This is a genomic window from Stenotrophomonas sp. Ste96 (assembly GCF_024519495.1).
Lineage (GTDB): Bacteria > Pseudomonadota > Gammaproteobacteria > Xanthomonadales > Xanthomonadaceae > Stenotrophomonas > Stenotrophomonas bentonitica_A.
Window position 1 is genome coordinate 16,652 of record NZ_JALJRX010000011.1, and the last position, 23,743, is coordinate 40,394.

General features: G+C 62.7%; 22 protein-coding genes and 1 pseudogene. 17 read left to right on the forward strand and 6 right to left on the reverse strand.

Features of this window, described 5'->3' with window-relative positions; translation table 11 throughout:
* Nucleotides 1–31: 31 nt before the first annotated feature.
* On the forward strand, nucleotides 32–2,917 hold the full coding sequence (locus tag OC373_RS17740; protein WP_001138082.1) for a Tn3 family transposase: 2,886 nt from the start codon (nucleotides 32–34) through the stop codon (nucleotides 2,915–2,917).
* Nucleotides 2,918–2,950: 33 nt separating this feature from the next.
* Nucleotides 2,951–3,559: pseudogene (locus tag OC373_RS17745) on the forward strand (transposase); the annotation flags it as partial.
* Nucleotides 3,560–3,579: 20 nt separating this feature from the next.
* Here OC373_RS17745 and OC373_RS17750 read toward each other — a convergent pair.
* Nucleotides 3,580–4,338 (reverse strand): hypothetical protein, encoded by a 759-nt coding sequence (locus OC373_RS17750; RefSeq protein ID WP_234026164.1) that lies wholly within the window; start codon nucleotides 4,336–4,338, stop codon nucleotides 3,580–3,582.
* A gap of 124 nt (nucleotides 4,339–4,462) precedes the next feature.
* Between OC373_RS17750 and OC373_RS17755 the strand changes: the two genes are divergently transcribed.
* The 13 genes from OC373_RS17755 to OC373_RS17815 all read left to right on the forward strand — a co-directional run bounded on the left by OC373_RS17755 (nucleotide 4,463) and on the right by OC373_RS17815 (nucleotide 15,741).
* Nucleotides 4,463–4,813: a helix-turn-helix transcriptional regulator gene (locus OC373_RS17755; RefSeq protein WP_049432857.1), complete on the forward strand. Its 351-nt coding sequence runs from the start codon at nucleotides 4,463–4,465 to the stop codon at nucleotides 4,811–4,813.
* Nucleotides 4,814–4,987: 174 nt separating this feature from the next.
* On the forward strand, nucleotides 4,988–5,407 hold the full coding sequence (copL, locus tag OC373_RS17760) for a transcriptional regulator CopL (protein WP_012480218.1): 420 nt from the start codon (nucleotides 4,988–4,990) through the stop codon (nucleotides 5,405–5,407).
* 113 nt (nucleotides 5,408–5,520) lie between these two features.
* Entirely contained in the window at nucleotides 5,521–7,389 is a 1,869-nt protein-coding gene (locus tag OC373_RS17765; RefSeq protein WP_012480217.1) for a copper resistance system multicopper oxidase, read from the forward strand.
* Nucleotides 7,386–8,654, forward strand: a complete 1,269-nt coding sequence (locus tag OC373_RS17770; RefSeq protein ID WP_005413421.1) for a copper-binding protein CopB — start codon at nucleotides 7,386–7,388, stop codon at nucleotides 8,652–8,654. Before OC373_RS17765 ends, OC373_RS17770 begins: the two co-directional genes overlap by 4 nt.
* Before the next feature lie 12 nt (nucleotides 8,655–8,666).
* Nucleotides 8,667–9,437 carry a cytochrome c gene (locus OC373_RS17775; protein WP_005413420.1) on the forward strand — a complete coding sequence of 257 codons (771 nt, stop codon included), beginning with the start codon at nucleotides 8,667–8,669 and terminating at the stop codon, nucleotides 9,435–9,437.
* Nucleotides 9,421–9,966 (forward strand): nuclear transport factor 2 family protein, encoded by a 546-nt coding sequence (locus OC373_RS17780; RefSeq protein ID WP_223224792.1) that lies wholly within the window; start codon nucleotides 9,421–9,423, stop codon nucleotides 9,964–9,966. The genes OC373_RS17775 and OC373_RS17780 overlap by 17 nt, the downstream gene beginning before the upstream one ends.
* 173 nt (nucleotides 9,967–10,139) lie before the next feature.
* Nucleotides 10,140–10,505: a DUF411 domain-containing protein gene (locus OC373_RS17785; RefSeq protein ID WP_019184727.1), complete on the forward strand. Its 366-nt coding sequence runs from the start codon at nucleotides 10,140–10,142 to the stop codon at nucleotides 10,503–10,505.
* 70 nt (nucleotides 10,506–10,575) lie between these two features.
* Nucleotides 10,576–10,926 (forward strand): four-helix bundle copper-binding protein, encoded by a 351-nt coding sequence (locus OC373_RS17790; protein WP_180847676.1) that lies wholly within the window; start codon nucleotides 10,576–10,578, stop codon nucleotides 10,924–10,926.
* A 178-nt stretch (nucleotides 10,927–11,104) separates the two neighbouring features.
* Nucleotides 11,105–11,488 (forward strand): copper homeostasis periplasmic binding protein CopC, encoded by a 384-nt coding sequence (gene copC, locus OC373_RS17795; RefSeq protein ID WP_005413416.1) that lies wholly within the window; start codon nucleotides 11,105–11,107, stop codon nucleotides 11,486–11,488.
* Between the two features lie 10 nt (nucleotides 11,489–11,498).
* Nucleotides 11,499–12,428, forward strand: a complete 930-nt coding sequence (gene copD, locus OC373_RS17800) for a copper homeostasis membrane protein CopD (protein ID WP_017354978.1) — start codon at nucleotides 11,499–11,501, stop codon at nucleotides 12,426–12,428.
* Nucleotides 12,429–12,489: 61 nt separating this feature from the next.
* Nucleotides 12,490–14,811: a copper-translocating P-type ATPase gene (locus OC373_RS17805; protein ID WP_219625521.1), complete on the forward strand. Its 2,322-nt coding sequence runs from the start codon at nucleotides 12,490–12,492 to the stop codon at nucleotides 14,809–14,811.
* Between the two features lie 28 nt (nucleotides 14,812–14,839).
* On the forward strand, nucleotides 14,840–15,115 hold the full coding sequence (locus OC373_RS17810; protein WP_005413412.1) for a hypothetical protein: 276 nt from the start codon (nucleotides 14,840–14,842) through the stop codon (nucleotides 15,113–15,115).
* A gap of 74 nt (nucleotides 15,116–15,189) precedes the next feature.
* On the forward strand, nucleotides 15,190–15,741 hold the full coding sequence (locus OC373_RS17815) for a DUF305 domain-containing protein (protein WP_031269107.1): 552 nt from the start codon (nucleotides 15,190–15,192) through the stop codon (nucleotides 15,739–15,741).
* 29 nt (nucleotides 15,742–15,770) lie between these two features.
* Here the strand turns inward: OC373_RS17815 and OC373_RS17820 are convergent, their stop codons facing one another.
* Nucleotides 15,771–15,959 (reverse strand): arginase family protein, encoded by a 189-nt coding sequence (locus OC373_RS17820; RefSeq protein ID WP_187756563.1) that lies wholly within the window; start codon nucleotides 15,957–15,959, stop codon nucleotides 15,771–15,773.
* Nucleotides 15,960–16,032: 73 nt separating this feature from the next.
* On the opposite strand from OC373_RS17820, the gene OC373_RS17825 reads away from it, so the two are divergent.
* Nucleotides 16,033–16,335: a TonB-dependent receptor gene (locus tag OC373_RS17825; RefSeq protein WP_223224793.1), complete on the forward strand. Its 303-nt coding sequence runs from the start codon at nucleotides 16,033–16,035 to the stop codon at nucleotides 16,333–16,335.
* A gap of 26 nt (nucleotides 16,336–16,361) precedes the next feature.
* Nucleotides 16,362–17,192: a DUF4198 domain-containing protein gene (locus OC373_RS17830; RefSeq protein ID WP_005413408.1), complete on the forward strand. Its 831-nt coding sequence runs from the start codon at nucleotides 16,362–16,364 to the stop codon at nucleotides 17,190–17,192.
* 104 nt (nucleotides 17,193–17,296) lie between these two features.
* On the opposite strand, the gene OC373_RS17835 is transcribed toward OC373_RS17830, so the two are convergent.
* The 4 genes from OC373_RS17835 to OC373_RS17855 all read right to left on the reverse strand — a co-directional run bounded on the left by OC373_RS17835 (nucleotide 17,297) and on the right by OC373_RS17855 (nucleotide 23,720).
* Entirely contained in the window at nucleotides 17,297–20,437 is a 3,141-nt protein-coding gene (locus tag OC373_RS17835; protein WP_261998204.1) for a CusA/CzcA family heavy metal efflux RND transporter, read from the reverse strand.
* On the reverse strand, nucleotides 20,434–21,948 hold the full coding sequence (locus OC373_RS17845) for an efflux RND transporter periplasmic adaptor subunit (RefSeq protein WP_046933520.1): 1,515 nt from the start codon (nucleotides 21,946–21,948) through the stop codon (nucleotides 20,434–20,436). Before OC373_RS17845 ends, OC373_RS17835 begins: the two co-directional genes overlap by 4 nt.
* Complete coding sequence (locus tag OC373_RS17850) at nucleotides 21,945–23,249, reverse strand: TolC family protein (RefSeq protein WP_173426936.1); 1,305 nt, start codon at nucleotides 23,247–23,249, stop codon at nucleotides 21,945–21,947. Before OC373_RS17850 ends, OC373_RS17845 begins: the two co-directional genes overlap by 4 nt.
* Before the next feature lie 75 nt (nucleotides 23,250–23,324).
* On the reverse strand, nucleotides 23,325–23,720 hold the full coding sequence (locus OC373_RS17855) for a hypothetical protein (RefSeq protein WP_046932609.1): 396 nt from the start codon (nucleotides 23,718–23,720) through the stop codon (nucleotides 23,325–23,327).
* Nucleotides 23,721–23,743: the final 23 nt, after the last annotated feature.

The window sequence follows — 23,743 nt, forward strand, 5'->3', positions numbered from 1 at the left end:
AACGCTATCAGATTTTGAAAAAGGAACATGTATGCCGCGTCGCGTCACTCTAACCGATCGGCAGAAAGACGCGCTGTTGCGCTTGCCGACTTCACAGACGGATTTGCTCAAGCACTATACGCTGAGTGATGAAGACCTTGGGCATATCAGGCTGCGTCGGCGCGCTCACAACAGGTTCGGCTTCGCCCTGCAATTGTGTGTCCTGCGCTATCCCGGCCGGGTGCTGGCTCCAGGCGAACTGATCCCTGCAGAGGTCATCGAATTTATCGGAGCGCAGCTTGGCCTGGGTGCCGACGATCTCGTAGACTATGCTGCCCGCGAGGAAACACGGCACGAGCATCTTGCCGAGTTACGGGGGCTCTACGGCTTCCGCACCTTCTCCGGACGTGGTGCGAGCGAGCTGAAGGAATGGTTGTTCCGAGAAGCCGAGATGGCGGTGTCGAACGAGGATATCGCCCGTCGCTTCGTAGCCGAGTGCCGACGCACCCGCACTGTCCTTCCCGCGACATCCACGATCGAGCGGCTTTGTGCCGCGGCTCTCGTCGATGCCGAGCGACGCATCGAGACGAGGATCGCCAGTCGGCTGCCTATGTCGATCCGAGAACAGTTGCTGGCATTGCTCGAGGAGACGGCTGATGATCGGGTGACCCGTTTTGTGTGGCTGCGCCAGTTCGAGCCTGGCTCGAACTCTTCGTCGGCCAACCGGCTGCTCGACCGGCTCGAATATCTGCAACGCATCGATCTCCCCGAGGATCTGCTTGCCGGCGTTCCTGCCCATCGGGTGACTCGTCTGCGCAGGCAGGGTGAACGGTATTATGCCGACGGCATGCGCGATCTCCCGGAGGACAGGCGGCTTGCGATCTTGGCTGTTTGCGTCTCGGAATGGCAGGCGATGTTGGCCGACGCAGTGGTCGAAACCCACGACCGGATCGTCGGCCGTCTCTACCGTGCTTCGGAGCGTATTTGCCATGCAAAGGTCGCAGACGAAGCGGGGGTGGTGCGTGACACCCTGAAATCCTTCGCCGAGATCGGGGGCGCCCTGGTCGATGCACAGGATGATGGCCAGCCGCTGGGCGATGTCATCGCGAGTGGGTCAGGGTGGGACGGCTTAAAGACCCTTGTTGCAATGGCAACCAGGCTGACCGCCACCATGGCCGACGATCCGCTCAATCATGTGCTCGACGGTTATCACCGCTTCCGCCGATACGCTCCACGCATGTTGCGCCTGCTCGATCTGCGAGCTGCGCCCGTTGCACTGCCGCTTCTGGAAGCGGTGACGGCCCTTCGTACCGGTTTGAACGATGCCGCGATGACCAGCTTCTTGCGGCCCAGCTCGAAATGGCATCGCCACCTTCGGGCCCAGAGGGCTGGCGACGCTCGCCTATGGGAGATCGCGGTGCTGTTCCATCTGCGCGATGCGTTCCGCTCCGGAGATGTCTGGCTTACTAGGTCCCGGCGCTATGGCGATCTGAAACACGCACTCGTTCCGGCACAATCCATCGCGGAAGGCGGTCGTCTCGCTGTGCCATTGCGGCCGGAGGAATGGCTGGCAGACCGGCAAGCTCGCCTCGACATGCGGTTGCGCGAGCTTGGCCGTGCCGCTCGCGCAGGCACGATCCCGGGCGGGTCGATTGAAAACGGCGTTCTGCATATCGAGAAACTCGAAGCCGCCGCGCCGACAGGCGCCGAAGATCTGGTGCTCGATCTCTACAAGCAGATCCCGCCCACGCGCATCACCGATCTCCTGCTGGAGGTGGATGCGGCGACCGGCTTCACCGAAGCGTTCACCCATCTGCGCACAGGAGCACCCTGCGCTGACCGGATCGGGCTAATGAACGTTATCTTGGCGGAAGGGATCAACCTCGGCTTGCGCAAAATGGCGGATGCGACAAACACCCACACCTTCTGGGAATTGATCCGCATTGGACGGTGGCATGTCGAGGGCGAAGCCTATGACCGGGCGCTGGCCATGGTGGTCGAGGCACAGGCAGCGTTACCCATGGCCCGGTTCTGGGGCATGGGCACGTCGGCTTCGAGCGACGGACAGTTCTTCGTCGCTACAGAGCAAGGTGAGGCCATGAACCTGGTCAACGCGAAATATGGCAATACCCCGGGCCTGAAAGCCTATAGCCACGTCTCCGACCAATATGCGCCGTTCGCAACCCAGGTGATTCCTGCAACGGCAAGCGAAGCGCCTTACATCCTCGATGGCCTGCTGATGAACGATGCTGGACGCCATATCCGCGAGCAGTTCACCGACACGGGCGGCTTCACCGATCACGTCTTTGCCGCATGTGCCATTCTCGGCTACCGGTTCGCTCCGCGCATCCGCGACCTGCCATCCAAACGGCTCTACGCGTTCAATCCGTCGGCCGCCCCGGCGCACCTGCGAGCGTTGATCGGCGGAAAGGTCAACCAAGCCATGATCGAGCGCAATTGGCCCGACATCCTGCGCATCGCCGCCACCATTGCTGCCGGGACCGTCGCGCCAAGCCAGATTCTGCGGAAACTCGCCTCCTATCCGCGGCAGAACGAGCTCGCGACAGCCCTGCGGGAAGTCGGTCGCGTCGAGCGCACCCTGTTCATGATCGACTGGATTCTGGATGCCGAACTCCAACGGCGTGCCCAGATCGGGCTCAACAAAGGCGAAGCTCATCATGCGCTGAAGCGGGCAATCAGCTTCCACCGCCGCGGTGAAATCCGCGACCGTTCCGCCGAAGGCCAGCATTACCGCATCGCCGGCATGAATCTGCTCGCCGCCATCATCATCTTCTGGAACACCATGAAGCTCGGCGAGGTCGTTGCAAACCAGAAACGCGATGGAAAGCTGCTATCGCCCGATCTCTTGGCCCATGTTTCGCCGCTCGGATGGGAACACATCAATCTCACCGGAGAATATCGCTGGCCAAAGCCTTAGCGTAGGATTCCGCCCCCTCCCGCAAACGACCCCCAGTTGAACGAGCGCATCGCTGGCATGACGGTGCGGCTGGCTGATCATGAGGCGCATACGCGTTCTCTGGAGGACAAGCATGCCCATGCCCGGGAAGCGCTTGAGCACTACCGCACTTCAACCAAAGAGCAGCGTGAGCAAGAGCTTCGCCGTCACGAGCATCAGGTCCAAGAGCTGCAAGTAGCCTTACGTCAGGCCAATGAAGCCTTGGGCGCGAAGAATCAGGAGCTGTTGGTGCTGAACCGCGACAATGGTCAATGGCTGGAGCGCCACGGGCGGATTGAGCGTGAGCTTGCCCAGCTACGACAGGCCCACGAAGGCCAACACAGCGAGGTCGTGGCGTTGCGCCAGACCGCGACGGACTATTTGGCACTGCAGGAGCGCTGGAAGACTGACGCCAAGACCTTGGATACCATGCGCAACGAGCTAGCTCAAGTTCAAGACACCCTTGCGCGGGAGCGTGAGCGCCGCGAGAGCGCTGAAGCCGATGCGTTGCGTGCCAATGCACGTCTTGAAGCGCTAGAGCCTCTACTGAATCAACTGACGCCAGCACAAAATGCGGTGAAGAAAACTAGGCGCGGCCATGCGCAAGATGGGGGAGCCGACTGACGAGGCTGCTCGTTTGTCTGCTAGCGGCTGGGGTGGCGCTCACCTGTCCAGTACGCCCATTCCATAGGGACGACCCAATCTACAAACAGTTTGGCTACTGAGGACTCCGGTGCCAAATGATAGGGATTGAACATGCCTTGCTCGGGCGAACTGGTCATCAGGTAGCGCAGGCGCTTCTGGACCTCCTGAAAGATGGCTTCCCGCACATGGGCGCTGTCGTGCACGCCAAGACGCATCGCCACCGAGGCACCTTGGCGTACCGCCGCCCAGCAGCAGTAACGCCACCGCGCGATCGGCAAGCCCCGCGGTCCGGATTGAAAGACGAACCCCACATCACGTGCCCAGCCTGGGTCGAAGTGATGTTTGAGCAATTGCTGCTCCAGAAACTGCTCGGTCTCCCAGAGTGCAAGTTCATCCCACAGCTCCAGTTTCGCGTCCGCCAAGTCTACATCGTGTGCCATATCGCCGAGTTGGTCTTCCAGCACCGGGAGCAGGTGCCTGCGCTCGTGGGTAGACCAGGCGAAAGCCCATTGCAGATCTTCGATGGGCGTGACCTCGGCATCGGGGCGGATCTGCCATCGATCGGCTGGCCAGGGAACTTGGATCAAGGCCAAGTCTCGCAGCGTGTCCAGCACCAGCAAGGTGGAGCGGCGTGTGGGCGCCACCGGTAGGCGTCGTAGCTGCGCGGCTAACAGTGCGGCTAGGAAAAGGGTGCCACGAAGGCCCAACTCCTCGATGCTGGCGACCCCAGATGGCGTCATTGACGAGGTTCCGGGCATGCGGTTTCCGGGGATGAGGGAGCGGCGTGGCTCCTGGGGGGGGGGGGCGGCGCTACCGGTGTCGCCGGTTGCCTCAAAGCTAAGAATATCTTAGTATGCAAGGCTGGGTACATCCGCCATCCTTATGGGGTCTCCATGGGGTGCGCGCGTGACTTTGTCCGTCGACTCAACACCGACCTTCGCTCGACGCCTCAAACAAGCCCGCCTGCACACGGGTTTGTCGCAGAAGGAGTTGGGCATCCGGGCCGGTCTGGATCCTCACGTGGCCAGCCCCCGAATCAACCAGTACGAGCGTGGCAAGCACGAGCCCATGCTGGAGATTGCTGAGTGGTTGGCCCAAGCGTTGGGGATCCCCGCCGCCTTCCTTTACACCGACGATGATCTGCTGGCCAAGTTGCTCCTGCGCTGGGGCTCGCTAAGCAAGCAGCAGAAGCGCGAGTTGGTGAAGCTGATCGAGGCCACGCCCGAGAAGTAAACCGAACAAGCGCTCGCCCTATGGGCAACTCTTCGCCTCAACCCGCCCTTTGGGCGCTTCTGGAGGGAGCTGCAGTGTCCGCGGCTAGTGCGACTGACAAGTCGCGACATCTCAGGCTTACTTGAGATTTTGTTCACGACCGATACACACGCGCCTTGTCTAAAGTGATATACCATGTCGCCCGTGTCAGCCTCCTCACTTCTACTGCGACTGTTCCTGATCGCCATGCTCGTGCTTAACGGCGCGTGGTCGGCGTTTGCGTCCGTCAGTATGAACCCGGTCATGGAAGAGCAGGCCAGCGAAGTGGCTGCCGCGGTGCAAGTCGACGAAGACTGCTTCGCCCATCACAGTGCTGAGCATCATCCCGATGCCACATCGATTGAAAAGGCTGGCACTGGGCATGGCGACCATGCCGGTCCCGACTGTTGCAAGTCTTCTGCGTGCCGGTGCGCCTGCGTACACGCTTGCGCGAGCGCACTTCCTGCGCGCCTGCATGTTTCGGTGCAACTGGCCTTGGGCCTGGATGTCATGCCGCTGCCCCTAGGGCATGCGGCACCTGCCTTGCCTCATCTGATCCGACCACCGATCGGCTAAGCGTCCCTAGGCGCCGCAATGGCGCCGTTGGTGTGGCTTGCATGCCTGTTTAGGCCAGCCGCCCGCTCTGTACCACCGCCCGCCGGTGGCAACACGACGCTTGGAGCATTTTCATGTCGCATGATGATTTTCGTGGTCCACGCGGTGGACCGCTGCTGCCTTCGCGGCGGCGATTTGTCCAAGGCTTGGCCTTGGGAGGCGCAGTCGCAGGATTAGGTTTCTGGCCCAAAGCCAGTTGGGCGCTCAAGGGGCCGGGACAACCCAACGTACTATCGGGCACTGAGTTTGACCTGACCATTGGCGAGACGCCGATGAACTTCACCGGCAAGACCCGCACCGCGATCACGGTCAACGGGTCCGTTCCGGCGCCGTTGCTGCGGTGGCGGGAAGGCACCACGGTCAACTTGCGCGTCTCTAATGCATTGCCCGCTAACTCCATCCATGGCGCGGACACCTCCATCCATTGGCACGGCATCATTTTGCCGGCCAACATGGACGGCGTGCCGGGTCTGAGCTTTGACGGTATCGGACGTGGTGAGACCTACCACTACCGGTTCACCCTGCATCAGGGCGGAACCTACTGGTACCACAGCCACTCAGGGTTCCAGGAACAAGCCGGGCTCTATGGCCCGATCGTCATCGACCCATTGGAGCCGGAGCCCTTCAGTTTCGATCGCGACTACGTCGTGATGCTGAGCGATTGGACAGACCTGGACCCGACGGCCCTGTTCGATCGTTTGAAGAAGATGCCGGGCCATGACAATTACTACAAGCGCACGGTCGGCGATTTTGCGCGCGATGTGAAGCGCAACGGCCTGTCGGCCACGTTGGAAGATCGCAAGATGTGGGGCGTGATGCGGATGACGCCCACGGACCTGTCCGACGTCAACGCCAACACCTACACCTACCTGATGAACGGCACGACCTCACTGGGCAACTGGACCGGTTTGTTCCGCAGTGGCGAGAAGGTGCGCCTGCGTTTCATCAATGGCTCTGCCATGACGTACTTCGATGTGCGTATTCCGGGGCTGAAGATGACCGTGGTGGCGGCAGATGGCTTGTATGTCCATCCGGTTTCCGTCGACGAGTTCCGCATCGCGGTAGCAGAAACCTTCGATGTGATCGTGGAGCCCTCCGGGCAGGACGCATTCACCATCTTTGCCCAAGACTCCGGTCGCACCGGCTACATCAGCGGCACGCTCGCTGTGCGCGAAGGATTACGCGCGCCCGTTCCGTCTGTGGATCCCCGGCCGCTGCTGACGATGGCAGACATGGGCATGGATCATGGGTCGATGGATATGTCTGGCGGCAGCAAGGGCATGGAAGGCGGCTGTGGTGCGGCCATGGGCATGCCTGGCATGACCCCACCTGTCAGCGGTAACGCGACCTCGGCCCATGCAGGCCATGCGATGCCCGCCGCCGGCGATGGTGCCATGGCAGGCATGCAGCACGGGGGCATGCAATCACACCCTGCTAGCGAGACCAACAATCCCCTGTTGGACAACCAAGCCATGAGTGTGAGTTCGCGCTTGGATGATCCGGGCAATGGCCTGCGCGATAACGGCCGTCATGTGCTGACGTATTCCATGCTCAAGAGCACCTTTGAAGACCCTGACGGACGCGACCCCGGTCGCGAGATCGAGCTGCATCTGACCGGACACATGGAGAAATTCTCCTGGGGCTTCAACGGTCAGAAGTTTTCCGATGTCGAGCCGCTGCGGCTGAACTACGGCGAGCGTATGCGCATCGTATTGGTTAACGACACGATGATGACCCATCCCATCCATTTGCACGGCATGTGGAGTGACGTGGAGGACGACAACGGCAACTTCATGGTGCGCAAGCACACGGTGGATATGCCGCCAGGTAGCCGACGCACGTATCGCGTGCGTGCCGATGCGTTGGGCAGCTGGGCGTTCCATTGCCACCTGCTTTATCACATGGAAGCCGGAATGATGCGCACGGTGAGGGTCGACGAATGAACATCAATAGACGCGATACCACCCTGACTGCGCTGACGGCTATCTCGCTGGCCCTGGCCAATGCGGCCAGCGCCCAATCTATGCAGCACGGCTCCATGCAGATGGAGCAGGGCGCGCAGACCCAGACTCAGGATCACTCTGCACATCAGGCACCGACATCAAAACCTGCGCCAGCCCAAAAGCCTGCAACACCGGCCAAGACGAGCGAAGCGACGATCGATCATGCGGCGATGGGCCACGCCGAGCCGCAGGCTAACGCAGCCGAGCCTGCCATGCAGGGCATGGACCATTCGCAGATGGGGCACGGCTCGCCCGCGAGCACACCTGCGGCGCCCACAGCGCAGGCGCAGTCGATGCAGGGCATGGATCACAGTCAGATGGCACAGCCCGCTGCAGCCGACACCTCCGGCACGGCCACGCCTGCGATGCAGGGGATGGACCATTCGCAGATGGGCCATGATTCGCCCGCGCCCGCTACACCAGAAGCGGGAATGCAATCGATGGAGGGCATGGACCACAGTCAGATGGGACACGGGCCTGCAGCGCCAACGCAGCCGCGCACCCCGATTCCCGCGGTGACGGACGCGGATCGCAAGGCGGCCATCGCGCCGGAACACGCGCATCCGGTGCATGACAACTCGATCAAGAGCTACGTGCTGCTCAATCGCCTGGAAACCTGGGATGCCGATCCGGGCACCGGGCTGGGCTGGGAGGGCCAGGGCTGGATCGGTACGGACCTCAATCGCGTCTGGCTCCGCAGTGAAGGCGAACGCACGGATGGTCAGACCGAGTCGGCTGATCTGGAAGTGCTTTACGGCCGCAGTATCTCCACGTGGTGGGATGTGGTGGCCGGTGTGCGTCATGACTTCAAGCCTGGGGCATCGCAGAACTTCGCCGCTATCGGTGTACAGGGCTTGGCGCCGATGAAGTTCGAAGTGTCCGCCACAGCCTATCTCGGCGAAGGGGGCCAGACTGCCGCCAATGTCGAGGCCGAGTACGAATTGCTGCTAACCAACCGGCTGATCTTGCAGCCGCTGGTGGAAGTCACCGCCTATGGCAAGAACGATCCATTGCGCGGGATAGGTTCGGGTCTGAGTGCCGCTGAGGCGGGGCTACGACTTCGCTATGAGTTCACCCGAAAGTTCGCTCCCTACATCGGCGTGGTGTACGAGCGCGCGTTTGGCAATACCGCAGACATGCGACGCGAGCATGGCGAGTCCTTTGAAGACACGCGCTTGGTCATCGGCCTTCGTACCTGGTTCTAAGGGGAACTGACAATGAAATCCAACAAAAAGATGTGGGTATGGCTCGGTGCCGGCGTGGCATTGGTTGCGGTGGTCGCAACCGCCACGCTCTCTCTGGGCGTGTACAACGTGGCCGCCGACGATCCGCATAGTCGCCCGGTGTATGCGCTACTTGAAACGGCGCGCGAGCGTTCCATTGAGGTGCGCGCCGCCAAGCTTCAGCTACCCACGAACCTTGATGATCCTGAGCGTATCCGCCAGGGTGCGGGCAACTACAACGCCATGTGCGTGACCTGCCATCTTTCACCAGACGCGGCGGCCACCGAGATGAGCAAGGGCCTGTACCCCGCGCCACCGAACCTAAGCAAACAGCCGGTCGCTCCAGCTGAGGCGTTCTGGGTGATCAAGCACGGCATCAAGGCCAGCGGCATGCCCGCTTGGGGCGGCAGCATGGACGATGAGTTCATATGGAACATGTCGGCCTTCCTGCAGAAGTTGCCCACGCTGGACGCGACTGCGTACAAGGAACTTGTCGACAGCAGCGAGGGCCATTCGCATGGCGGCGGCGAGACGCAAGGCCACCATGACGACGAAAAGGCCGAGGATCACCCTGCCTTATTCGAGCCGGGCAACAACTCCATGCCGCATGCGCACCCGCCGGGCGTGGACGACGATCACCACGGCCCGACACCCAGCGACACGGAAGTCGGGTTGGTGAGCCACGGCCATCCCGACGGCAAGGTGGAGTCGCACCCTGCACCACACACGCCCGTGGCCGATGACGGCCATGCGCACCCCCATTGATCTTCTTGGAGCCCACGCAATGAACGCAACAGCAATCTCGTTCACCCTCGCACTGGCACTGGCCGTCGTGTCCCCCGCAATGGCGCAGGCGACACAGCCGCACGCACATCACCCCGCTGCCGCGGCATCTGCGGACGTCGACGTCCCAGTCACTGCAGAGGCCGCGGTCGCCGTAGCGGAGCGTTTCAACAGGGCCCTGTCTAGCGGCGATCTGGCCACGGTCGAAGCCCTGCTCGCTGCCGACGTTCTCATCCTCGAGTCCGGGGGCGCCGAACGCAGCCGCGAGGAATACATGGGCCATCACGCAGTCAGCGATGCGGCGTTCCTCAAGGGCGCCCATCGCCAGCTGCTCCGTCAGCGCGCACGAGCCGCTGGCGAGTTCGCGTGGGTCGGAACCGAAAGCGAGTTGCATGCCCAGAAGGACGGCCAGCCACTGACCGTCCAGAGCGACGAGACGATGGTGCTGAAGGAGACCGCGGACGGCTGGCGGATCGTCCACATCCACTGGTCCTCGCGGACCAAGCGCTGAGTCGAGAGATTGAAATGACTACGCTCACATTGCACCGTCTGACTTTTGTGGTCCTTGCCGTGGCTGGTCTGGGTGCTTGCACCCAGGATGCTTCATCCGCGCAACCCACAACCTCGCCCTCCGCACAGGTTGTCGTCCAATCAGCCGACGCGACTCCAGCAGCCCTGCCACGCATGACCGTCCACAAGACCCCGACCTGCGGGTGCTGCGGTGTCTGGATCGACCACGTGCAGAAGGCGGGATTCACCGTGGATGTGCACGACATGGATGACCTGGGTCTGGTCAAGGAGCGGTTGGGTGTCCCCTATGCAAAGGGCTCCTGCCACACGGCCGAGATCGGCGGATACGTCATCGAAGGCCACGTTCCGGCCGCGGACATCAAGCGTCTCCTCGAAGAAAAGCCGAACGCACGCGGCCTGGTCCTCCCAGGGATGCCGCTTGGTTCTCCGGGCATGGAGGTCCCGGAGGGACGCCAGCAGCCGTTCACGGTCGAGCTGATACATCGCGACGGAACCACTGAACCGTTCGCACAGCACTGATCCGTCGCAGCAACAGGGGACGGTGTTGCGGGCGCGCCGATTCTCGCCCGCGAGGAAGAAGGAGAACTACATGACTCACCATTCCGCAGCACACCGGCCCCAGGCCATGAACGAGTGCATCGACAACTGCACGCAATGCCATGCGATCTGCCTGGAGACCATCAACTACTGCCTGACCAAAGGAGGTGTTCACGCGGCCCCGGAGCACATCGCCCTGTTGGCGACGTGTGCCGATACCTGCGCAACCAGTGCCGACGCGATGCTGTGCGGTGCCAGCGTTCACGACGTGGTTTGCGGTGCCTGCGCGGAGATCTGCCGCCAGTGCGCCGATGCATGCGACGCCATGAACGACCCTGAGATGACGCGCTGCGCCGAAGTTTGTCGCCGCTGCGCGGAAAGCTGCAGCGCCATGGCAGCGTAATGCGTCGAGGATCCCGCCTGAGCCGGTGGGATCCTCGTCTCGCGAAAGCGGAAGTATCAAGAAAATCCGACAAATCGTGGTTTCAGTGACAGTCCGACATCTAACGCTTGTCGCATCGAACACAGCGCGGCCCCTCCCGAACGGGCTTTGCATCACATTCCAATGAGGATTTATCCATATGAAGTCGTCCAACGTCATTCGCTCCTTCGCGCTCGTCCTCGCAATCGCGGCCGGGCAGTTTTCGCTGCAGGTCGCGCACGCCCACGCCGCGCTGCAGCAGTCCACACCGGCGGCAAATGCGGTGGTGGCCTCGCCAGGCCAGATCGATCTCGTGTTCAACGAGACATTGATTCCGCGGGCGTCGCGTCTCAAGTTGCTCATGAAGCACGGCAGTTCCACCATGCCGATCGAGAATTTCACGACCGAGATCGTCAACAACGGCAAGACCCTGCGTGCCAAGTTGCCTGGACCGCTGGCTCCGGGCGTCTATACCGTGGAATACCGCGCCGTCGGTGGTGACAACCACCCCATGCCGGGCAGCTTCAGCTTCACGGTGCGCTGAGGAGTCGCGAATGTTCGACCTGTCGGCTTATGCACTGAGATTCTTGGAATACCTTGTCATCATGGTTCTTTTCGGGGTTCCACTCTTCGGTTGGTACGGGTCGCGTCGATCGGCACTCGCCGACGCCTTGGCCGGGTGGTCACTCATGGGCGTTCTATTGGCGGGTGCCGTAGCCGGTCTCGTGCTCACCGGGCTCGATGTCGTCTTCAAGACCGCGGGCATCATGGGAATGCCGCTTGCCGAGGTTGATCGCGCATCGCTTGGCTGGTATCTGCTCGAGACGTCCGCGGGCCGGGCAGCCATGGCGAGAGGCGCGCTGCTGGTCGCCCTGATGTTCGTGCTCGGATGGCATCGTCGCCGCGGGAAGGTGGAGACCGCCTTCCCGCTGGGGGCGATGCTGGCGGGCGGCGCACTCGCTTCGCTGGCATGGAACGGCCACGCCGCCGCTGGCGAGGGCTTGGCAGGCGCGGTCCGGCTTGCTGCAGGCATCGTCCATCTTCTCGCGGCAGGCGGCTGGATCGCAGCGGTCCTGATGTTCCTTGCCATGCTGCTGCGCGGCAAAGAGACGAACGGCAGCGGGCGTCTGCGATCAACGCATGACTTTCTGCATGGTTTTTCGACGCTGGGAACGATCTTCGTTGGTGCGCTCATCGTGTCCGGCATCGCGCACTACGGGGATCTCACCGCGTGGTCGTTTTCGGCCCTGTTCCAGAGCACCTACGGGAAGTTGCTGCTTTTCAAACTGGCCCTGTTCGCTGGAATGCTGGGTTTGGGAGCGCTGCACCGATGGACGCTGGTGCCGCGCTTGGAACGAGCGCTGACCAGCGGAGATCCCGCGCAGGAGGTGCGGGCTTTGCGGCAGAGTGTTACGGCTGAGGCCGCGCTGGCCATCTTGATCCTGATTGTTGTTTCAGTGCTCGGGACGCTCAGCCCCGAATAGCTGTGTAACCCGCAATGGCACACTGCCTTGGCAGTCCATCCCCACTAAAGCGAGCATCGGCATGAACTCACCGTCGTCCCATGACCATCACCATTCTGCAGGCGCAGCCCCTGTCGAGGCTGCGGATGGACGGGTCATCACCAATCCCGTCCGCTATACGGACGATGCTCCCCAGCAAGTTGAAGTGACCGCCCCAGCAGCGGTGGCCCAACCCAGCGGTACCCACGCCACGGTCTACACCTGCCCGATGCATCCGCAGATTCGTCAGCCAGGTCCCGGCACCTGTCCGATCTGCGGCATGGCGCTGGAGCCGGAGATGCCCTCGCTGGAGGAGGACGACAATCCAGAGTTACGCGATTTCACCCGAAGGTTCTGGTGGACGTTGCCTTTGACGTTGATCGTCCTGGTCTTGGCCATGCTGGGACACCGTCTGCCCGGCTTGTCCACGCAGGCGCGCACCTGGATTGAGCTCGTGCTGAGCGCCCCGGTGGTGCTCTGGGCGGGGTGGCCTTTCTTTGAGCGCTGCCTACAGTCCATCGGCAATCGCAGCCCCAACATGTGGACGCTGATCGGCATCGGCGTGGCCGCCGCGTTTGGCTACAGCGTGGTGGCCACCGTGGCACCGGACCTGTTTCCGGACTCTTTCCGCGAGCATGGACGGGTAGGGGTCTACTTCGAGGCGGCAGCGGTCATCGTCTCGCTCACCCTGCTCGGACAGCTGCTGGAACTGCGGGCGCGTTCCAAAACCTCGGCGGCCATCAAGTCCCTGCTGGGATTGGCGCCCAAGACGGCTCGCCGCGTCAAACCCGATGGGGGCGAAGAGGACGTTGCGCTGGATCACGTGCACGTGGGTGATCTGCTTCGCGTACGACCGGGCGAGAAGGTGCCGGTCGATGGGGAAGTCATCGAAGGCCGCGCCAGTGTCGATGAGTCGATGCTGACCGGTGAACCCATTCCGGTGGAGAAGGCTGTCGGTGATCACGTTATAGGCGCCACGCTCAACGGGACGGGCGCCTTAGTCATCCGGGCGGACAAAGTCGGATCCGGGACGGTACTGGCGCAGATTGTGCAGTTGGTAGCCCAAGCCCAGCGCTCCCGCGCGCCGATGCAGCGTATGGCGGACAAGGTGGCGTACTGGTTTGTCCTGGCCGTGCTGGCCACGGCGGTGCTCACGTTCTTCGGATGGGGTCTGTTTGGACCCGAACCGTCCTGGACCTTTGCCGTCCTCAATGCCGTATCGGTTCTGATCATTGCTTGCCCGTGTGCCTTGGGTTTGGCTACCCCCATGTCGATCATGGTCGCCACTGGCCGCGCTGCGCAGGTCGGGGTCCTGTTCCGCGATGCTCAGGCGATCGAGCAGCTACGTCTGATCGACACGTTGATCGTGGACAAGACCGGTACGTTGACCGAGGGGCGTCCAGCCTTTCGCGACACGCTCTCCAACGCCGGCTTCGACGCCGATCAGATCCTTTGTTTGGCCGGCAGCTTGGAGCAGGGCAGTGAGCACCCCTTGGCCGAGGCCATCGTGGCTGAAGCCCAGCGACGTGGCTTGAACCTGGTGGCCGCCCAAGATTTTGATTCGCTCACCGGCCAAGGCGTCCGCGGGCGCGTGTCCGATCAGGATGTCGTGCTCGGCAACCAAAGCCTGATGGCGTCGGTTGGCGCCGATGTAGCACCTTTGCAAAGCAGCGCCGAGCGTCTTCGGAAAGAAGGCGCTAGCGTGATGTTCCTGGCGGTCAATGGTCGGTTGGCCGGCGCCATTGCGGTGGCTGATCCCATCAAAGCCACGACCTTGCCTGCCTTGAACCTGCTACGTGCCGATGGCCTGCACGTGGTGATGGCCTCCGGTGACGCACAGGCGACGGCCGAGGCCGTGGGGCGCACGCTGGGCATCGAGGATGTGCGTGGTGGCGTCAAGCCGCAGGACAAGGCCGACCTGGTCCAGCAACTCAAAGCCCAGGGTCGTCGCGTGGCCATGGCTGGCGATGGCATCAACGATGCGCCGGCCCTGGCGGCAGCCGATGTGGGCATCGCGATGGGGACGGGCACGGATGTGGCCATGTCCAGCGCCCAGCTCACCCTGGTCAAGGGTGATTTGAGGCGCATCGTGCAAGCCCGTGCCATCTCGTCTTTGACGGTGGCCAATATGAAGCAGAACCTGGGCTTCGCCTTCGTCTACAACGCCATCGGCGTGCCTATCGCCGCCGGCTTGCTGTATCCCAGCTTCGGCCTTTTGCTCAGTCCGATGATGGCGGCCCTGGCCATGAGCCTGAGCTCGGTTTCGGTGGTCACCAATGCCCTGCGTTTGTCCGGCTCCACCGTTGTTGCCACCCCCCACCCTGACCGCGCCGATGAGCCTGCGCGCGGCCATTCCTGTCACTGATGGCTCATATCCCACAAGGAGTACTGCAATGAAGCGTTATGCCTCCCTCTCGATGATGGCCTTATTCCTGATGGCGGGCGCGGCCTTCGCCGGCGGCCAGACCACCACGCCCACCACCGACCACGGTCAGCACAAGCCGGCGGCGGCCGATGCCGATTTCACCAAGCTCGATGCCAACAAGGACGGCTCGCTGTCCAAGGAAGAACTGGCCAAGCACAAGCTGGCGCCGCACTTTGGCATGCTCGATAGCAACAAAGATGGCAAGCTGAGCCCGCAGGAATTCGCTGCCGGCAAGGGTATGTAAGTGTTCTCAGCCCGGGAGCTGTTCCAACAGTTCGCGGGTTCTTCCGCCGTTCTGCCATTCCCACGGAGATTGTTATGTCCTCTTCGCACGGTACGCACGAAAACGCGCAAGACCCGCAGTCCCAGCACGCAAAACCGCACGCCTCACACCAACCTGCCCACCAGGCACAACAAGGGCATCAAGGCCATTACGGCCGCCTGTTGTTGATGATGGGCCTGTCTTTCGTGGCCATGTACGCATTGATGTACGCAATGGTCGATCAGTGGGCTAACGTCTATAACAACGTGAACCAGTTCTACATGGCGGGCCTGATGGCCGCTCCCATGCTGCTGATCGAGCTGTGGCTAATGTCCAGCATGTACCCCGATCGCCGACGCAATCTGATTCTGGCTGGTCTGACGGTGGCGTTCATGCTGTTCTGCTGGTGGGGCATTCGCACTCAAGCAGCGGTCACTGACAAACAGTTCATCCGTTCGATGATTCCCCACCACGCTGGCGCCATCCTGATGTGTGAGGAGAATCGTCTGAAGGATCCTGAGTTGGTGAAGCTCTGCCAGGACATTATTACCTCGCAGACACAGGAGATCGCGCAAATGAAGCAGTTGCTGGCTGAGCGTTCCCATTAGCTCACTGCCTTTTGCCAGCCGATATCACTTCACTGAGCCTGCGCACTGACCATTCGGTGGATCAAACGCGCGGCCACACGTGCGGTGGCTTGATCCGGATCCAGGGGCGGACACAGTTCCGCCACGTCGACCACACGTACCTTGCCCGAGGCCATGACCAGATCCAGCAGGGCTTCCAGGACCTCCAGACTCACCCCGCGTGGGTTGGGGGCGCTCACGCCCGGGGCCACCACCATTGAGTACGCCGGCAAGATCACCAGCGGCTTGGGTAGCTACACCCAGTGGCGTGGCTTGGGCTCACTGCGTATGGGCAAGAACCGTTGGACCGGCGTCTATTCGGCGCAGTACATCGGCAGCGCGGACGACATCATCGCCGTGCCCGACACGATCGGCTCGCATGTGTCCAGCGTGGTGTACCACAGCCTGCAACTGAGCTACGGCATCAAGAAGAAGTGGGATATCTCCGCCGGCGTTGAAAAAGTGCTCGATAAGAAGGCGCCGTTCGTGAAGAACAACCCCAACACCGACACCGACACCATGACGTACGACTTGCTGGGTCGTCGCTGGAATGTCCGCTTTGGTTACCACTGGTAAGCCACGATCACGAGGAGCTACACATCATGAGAAACACGCAACTATCCGCCACACTACTGCTGTTCGCTGTGGCCGGCAGTGCCGGTGCGCACGACCTGTTTGTCGCTTTCTCCAAGCCTGGCACCGCAGCGGGCGAGGCGAACACAGCGTTGGTGAACAATGGCACCTTCGATGAAAGTGCAGGTGCAGTCACCCGAGCGCGTCTACAGGACGTTTCGCTGAGTCAGGGCGGCGCTAAGGCTGCACCGGACTTGGCCAGTTGGAAAGAGGTCGGCAAGCAGAGCCAGCTCACCGTGCATCCGGCGGGCGAGGGCACCTATCTGCTGGGGGTCTCGACGATGGCCTCCACCAGCACGCGTACGGCCAGCGAGTTCGGCAAGTACCTGGAGTTGGAAGACTTGCCCGATACCCTGGCCACCTATGATGCGAGCAAGTTTCCCAAAGGGGTCACCTATAGCTATACCAAGCATGCTCGTACCATTGGACAGGTGGGCACAAAACTGACCGACGATTTCGCTGCCTCGCTGGGCTATCCGCTGGAGATCCGCTTGGCCCGCAATCCTGGAAGCGTGAAGGTCGGCGAACAGCTGTCGTTCCAGGTGCTGCAGCAGGGCACGCCAGTGCCCAACCTACGCGTGTACGTCGGTCATCGTGCTGACGCACCGGTCAAGGGTGGGCACGGTAGCGCTACGCTCCTGCGCACCGATGCCCAAGGCCAAGCCAGTTTCCAGGTGACCACCGCCAAGACCTGGTACATCCACACCAATCACATTGTGCCCTCTACACAAAAGGGTTTGGATTTTGTGTCGGATCGGGCGTCGCTGAGCTTTGAGATTTCCCCGCACGCCGGGCACTGATAAGTAAGCATGTAGGCGGTACTCTCCCCTTTGACGCCAGTCATGACTTCTTCCATGACTGGCGTCTTTTTGTGGGGACTTACCTCAAGTGCTCAGTCTGTCTCTCATTGGTCGCCCCGCGCCGCGCGCAATCCACGTCGCCGCACTAGATAGAACGCTGCGGGAATCACCACCATAGAGAGCACCGGTGCGGTGAGCATGCCACCCAGCATCGGCGCGGCGATACGTTGCATGACCTCCGAGCCGGCACCGGCACCGACGAAAAGCGGAAACAACCCGGCTAGGATGACGGCTACCGTCATCGCCTTCGGGCGCACCCGTTGCACGGCGCCTTCGTAGATAGCCTCTTGCAGGGTAGACACATCTTCCGGCGCACCGCTGGCCAAGCGCTGCTCCCAGGCATGACGCAGGTACAGCAGCATGATGACGCCGAACTCAGCCGCTACGCCGCCCAAGGCGATGAATCCGATCATGCTGGCCACCGAGATCGCATGGCCCAACCCCCAGATCAACCAGAAACCGCCGACCAATGCCAAGGGCAAGCTGAGCAGGATGATGGATACATCGCTGAGCCGGCGAAACACCATCCATATGACCAGGAAGATGATCGCCAAGGCCGCGGGCACGACCCATTGCAGGCGCGCCAATGCCCGTTGCAGGTACTCGTACTGCCCTGACCAAGCCACCCCGTGGCCGGCAGGCAAGCTCACCTGGGACTGCACTGCGGCTTGCAGGGCCTGGACCACCGATCCCAGGTCGCGATCGGCCACATCCACATAGATATAGCCCACCAACCGGCCGTTATCGCTCTTGAGCATTGGCGGGCCTGGACTGACCGAAAGCTCCGCCACCTGGCTCAAGGTCAGTTGCACGCCGCCTGGCGCGATCAGCGGCAGATCCTGCAAAGCCTGCAACGAGTCACGCTGGCCACGGGGGTAGCGCAAGATGATGGGATAGCGCTCGCGCCCCTCGATCGTTTCCCCTATTGGATCGCCGCCAACGACCGTGGCAATCAGTTGCTGGAGTTGGCCTTGAGTGAACCCATAACGTGCAGCGATTTCCGGGCGCACCCGAACATCGACATAGCGCCCGCCGGTGACGCGTTCGGCCAGTGCCGAACTCACGCCGGGCACGGTCTTGGCCACCTGCTCGATCTGCTGGCTCAGGCGCTCGATCTGCTCCACATCCGGCCCGGAGACCTTGATCCCAATCGGGCTTTTGATGCCGGTGGCCAACATGTCGATGCGATTGCGAATGGGCGGGACCCATAGGTTGGTCAGACCGGGAATCTTGACCGCTGCGTCCAACTCCTGGCGTAGCTTTTGAGGGGTCATGCCCGGGCGCCATTGATCCCGCGGCTTGAAGGTCACGGTGGTCTCGAACATCTCGATAGGTGCCGGATCGGTCGCACTTTCGGCACGGCCGGCCTTGCCGAACACGTGCTCGACCTCCGGTACGGTCTTGATCATCCGGCCCGAGAGCTGAAGCAACTGGCGCGCCTTGTCAGCGGACAGGCCTGGCAGGGCCGTGGGCATGTACAACAGGCTGCCTTCTTCCAAGGGCGGCATGAACTCACTGCCCAGCCGGCTGAAGGGGATCAACGTGAGCACCAGCAGCATGCCACTGAGCAGCAAGGTGACACCGGGATGTTTGAGGACCCAGAGCAGGATGGGCCGGTAGCCGGCGATCAGGATGCGATTGATGGGGTTCTGCTGTTCCGGGCGGATGCGGCCGCGGATCAGGTAGCCCATCAGGACGGGGATCAAGGTCACCGACAACCCTGCTGCGGCCGCCATCGCATAGGTCTTGGTGTAGGCCAGGGGCGAGAACAATCGCCCTTCCTGCGCCTGCAGGGCAAAGACCGGTACGAAGGACAGGGTGATGACCAACAAGCTGGCGAACAGGGCCGGTCCAACCTCGGCCGCCGAGCGGGCCATCAACTGCCAGCGCTCCTCACCTTGGGGTTCCCGGCCGTGCGCCTCGCGCCAGTGCTCCAGGTGCTTGTGTGCATTTTCGATCATCACCACCGCTGCATCGACCATCGCACCAATGGCGATGGCGATGCCACCTAGCGATAGCAAGTTGGCGGAGATGCCCTGGGCGTGCATCACGATGAAGGCCGCCAGGATGCCCAAGGGCAGGGTGATGACGGCCACCAGCGCCGAGCGTAGATGCCACAGAAACAGCAGGCACACCAGCGCTACGACCAGGAACTCCTCGCCTAGCTTGTGAGTGAGATTGCGCACTGCGTCCTGGATGAGCTCGGAGCGGTCGTACACCGGAACCACTTCCACGCCCTCGGGCAAGCTGGACTGCAACGCCTGTAGTCGCGCCTTGACGTTCTGAATAGCTCCCAAGGCATCCTTGCCGGTGCGCAGGACGATCACGCCGCCGGCCACCTCACCTTGACCATCCAACTCGGCGATACCACGGCGGAAAGTCGGGCCGCGACTGATCGTGGCCACCTCGCCGAGCAAGACGGGGATGCCGTCGTTGCCGTTCACCGGCACCTGCTCGAATGCCTCCTGTGTGCGCAGGTAGCCTTCGCTGCGCACCATCAGTTCGGCTTCGCCTTGTTCGATCACCGAGCCCCCGGTAGCGCCGTTAGCCGCATCCACCGCCTCGATGAGCTCGGCCACCGTCAGTCCGCGGGCCGCCAACGCCTGCGGATCGGGCTGGATCTGCCAGGCGCGCACCGCACCGCCCACACTGGCTACTTCAGCCACGTCCGGCACGGTCTTGAGCTCATAACGAAGAAACCAGTCCTGCAACGCACGCAGTTGCCCCACATCGCGTTGACCGGTCCGATCCACCAGGGCGTACTGATAGATCCAGCCCAGTCCTGTCGCATCAGGACCCAGCGCTGGATTCACGTTCGGCGGAAGTCGATCGCGCACCTGGCTCAAATACTCCAGTACCCGAGAGCGAGCCCAGTACAGATCAGTGGCATCGTCAAACAAGATGTAGACGAACGAATCACCAAAGAAGGAAAAGCCGCGCACCGCCTTCACGCCGGGCACGGACAGCATTGTGGTGGCCAGCGGGTAGGTGACCTGGTCTTCGATGATGCGCGGGGTTTGCCCGGCCCATTGCGTGCGGATGATGACTTGGGTATCCGACAGGTCCGGCAGCGCATCCAACGGCGTGTTCTTTACCGACCAGATGCCGACCACCGCCAGCAGCGCAGCGGCAACCAGCACCAGCACACGGTTGGCGATGCAAGCATGGATAAGGCGCGCAATCATGGCGTGCCCTCCATCGCTTCGGGCATGACCTCGCTTGCCTGGCAATCTGCGGCTGCGGCCGAGCCGAACTTGGGTACCAGTTGCATATCCATGAACGGTGACTTGCCCGGCTTGTCGAAATGCTTCTCCGGCACCATCGGGTCATACCAGTACTGCACCGGGCAGCGCGGCGGCGTGGAGTTGGAGGCCTCTGGCGCGACAGGCGCAGGCTGCCTGGGCGGTGTTGGGACGACCGTGCGCGCATCGTGACCAGCGTCATGGCGCTCGTGTTCACCTGATGCGCTGGCAGGGCCGGTGGGTTGTGCAGCGCCCAGGCGCTCCAACGCACCGGAGAGACTGGCTTCGGAGTCGAGCAGGAACTGACCGGAGACCACCACGCGTTCACCACCGGCCAAGCCGGTCACGATCTGCGTGCGCCCTTGCACGCTACGTCCGGCACTCACCCGTACTGGCCGGAAGCTCCCATCCGGATCCTGCACGATGACTCGGCTGTCCCGCCCGGTGGCAATCAGCGCCTCCGTGGGAACGACCGGCAAGGCCTGCTCGGTATCGGGCTGCACCAGCACCTCGGCGAACATGCCCGGCACCAGCCGACGCTGTGGATTGCGCAGCACGATACGCGCTCGCTGCGTGCGACTGGCCATGTCGACCTGGGGAAGCAACGCCTGGATCTGTCCGGCAAAGCGCTCTGCCGGCCACGCACTGACCGTGGCCTGCACTGAGGTCCCCGGCCGCAAGGTGCCCAGCGCTGCCTGGGGCACCGAGGCCTCCAGCCACAGCGTGTCCAGTCCATTGATCTTAAACAGTGGCGTACCAGGCATCACCGTCTGCCCTTCGCGTACCAGGATCTCGGTCACCACACCACTGTGGTCTGCGCCAAGCACGACGCCGTTGCGGGCCGAGGCGCCAGAAGGAACGCCCAACGAACGCAACCGTTGTTGCGCGGCACCCTGTAGCTCACGCGCGCTCGCGGACTGAGCTTGGCTCAAGGCATGGGCTTCGGCGATGGCGGCGTTCCATGCCGGGGCTTGCACGGTGGCCAGCGCTTGACCACGACGAACCTCGGTAAAGGGCGCCTTTACCTGCACGTGGGTGATCAAGCCCTCCATGCGCGCACTGACCACAGTTTCCTGGGTCAGATCCCATGTCAGCGTGCCGGGCACGCGTACAGCAGTCCCTAGTGACTCTACCGTCACTTCTTGCGTACGGATGCCGACGTTCTGCTGCAGGCGCGGATCGATCTGCGTTCCGTCCCCCATGGCCTCATCTTCGTATTTGGGCAGCAACTCCATATCCATGAAAGGAGATTTGCCCGGCTTGTCGAATCGCTGCTCCGGCGCCATGGGGTCGTACCAGTACAGCACCTTGCGCGCTTGACCCGCGCCGTTCGTGCCGGTGGACGGGGGCGTATCAGAGCTTCGGGTCATCCAGGCGTACCCGCCGGCAAAGCCGAGCGCCAGCAACCCGAGGGCCACGGCGAGCTGTGTGAGACGCGTCTTGGTCGGGTTCATGGCGTGTTCTCCTCATGGGGCAGCAGATAGGCCAATGCCGCCCAGGCACGGCCCTGTTCGCCCAGCAGACGGGCGTTTTCCAGTTGCAGTTCGATCTCATCGCGCCGCGCTTCCAGCCACGGCTGCAGGTCGGCACCGGCGCTGTAGGCGGCCAACGCCGTGCGTGCGCGATCGCGCGCCAATGGCAGGCTCTGCGCGTTCTGGCGCTCCAACTGGCCGGCTAGCCCGCGCCATCGCGCCATCGCGCGGTGTACCGACTCGGCTTGGATGCGTCGGGCCTCATCGCGCTCTGCGGACACCGCCTCCAGCTCGGCCCGTCGTGCCGCGATGCCTCGTGCTTGGCGGTTCTTCTGGAACAGCGGCAAGCCCACGCCCACTTCCACCATGAGCATGTCGCTGCGCGGCATGCCGTCGGGCGCGCGCTCGCGACGTCCGTAGGTGAGCTCCACACTCCAATCCGGACGGGTCTGGGCCACGGCGGCATCCACCTTGGCCTGGGCAACGTCCTGACGCGCCTCCCAGCCCAGTAGGGGCGCATGTTGGTCCAGCTTGGCCAGCAATTGGGTGGGCTCAAGTGGCAACCGCGAAAAATCCGGGGCCGGACCGCTGGCCCGTACCGTTTCAGGTGAGATACCCAACCATCGCGCCAGACCGGCCTGTGCCGCGGCGTGCTCCGCATGTATCTGTTCGAGGCGATCATCCAACTGCAGTAGCGCGGCCTGGGCGGCAAGCACGTCGCTGGCCCCGGCCGTGCCGCCTGCCAAGCGCGCACGCGCCGCACGCTCGGCGATGCGTGCCGGCTCGCGCAAACCTTCCAACGCATCTACGGCTTGCTGCGTACTCCACAGCTCGATCCAGGCCTGCGCGGCTGCTTGGGCCACCATCTGCTGTTCGGCCAACGACAGCGAGCGCGCTTGTGCCAGCGTCGCTTGCGCCAGCGCTTGCTCGGCACGTCGTTTCGCACGCGCAGGAAACTCCTGCATCAGCCCGACTTGCTGGGTGGTCATCTCATCGGCCCGCAGGCTGAAGGCATCCGGTCCGCTGACGGGCCAGTTGGCCAGCCCCACGATCAGACGTGGATCGGGCAGCGTGCCGGCACGGGCGGCTTCCTCGGTACTGGCATCGATCTGTGATCGGCGTACCTGCAGGGTAGGGGCGTTAGCAACCGCCCGCTGTAGGGCTTCGGTGTAGCTGATCGGCATGGCGGGCGTTGCCGCCACCACAGGACCAGTGAGCGCTAGGGCGAACACCAACCCACACGCAATCCTGCGCTTTGCACGCAAGAAGAAAGACATCTCCATAAGACCTCCGGACAAACGACAACGAGCGCGCTGCAACGCATGCAGCACGAGCACGGGTCAATCCAGGAGGGGGGCTTAAATCAGCAGGCTACAGAAGCGCTGCAGGGGAGGCGGATCGGACACGCACACCGGAACGTCCCGATAGAACTGCGCGTGTACCGGTGGCAACAGAGCCTGTACCAGCGCGAAGGCGGCCAGCGCCGGCTGGTAAGGCACTTGAGGGGCCTTCGCATCGGCCGTGGCGATGTGATCGCGCTGGCAATGCTGGTCGCACAACGCCGGAGCATCGGGATCCGGCGCAGACATCTCTTCGCAACCGGCCATCAGAGTCGCCTGTCCGGCTTCCACCGATTCCAGCGGACAGGCGTAGGCCACCAGCGCCAGCTGCTGCAAAAGAAGCGCCCACAATCCCAGCCATGCCAGTCGGGCACGAGGACGGGGACGCCGCCATCGCCTGAGCAGCTTCACCATGACAGCTCCCGCACGCCCGAAGC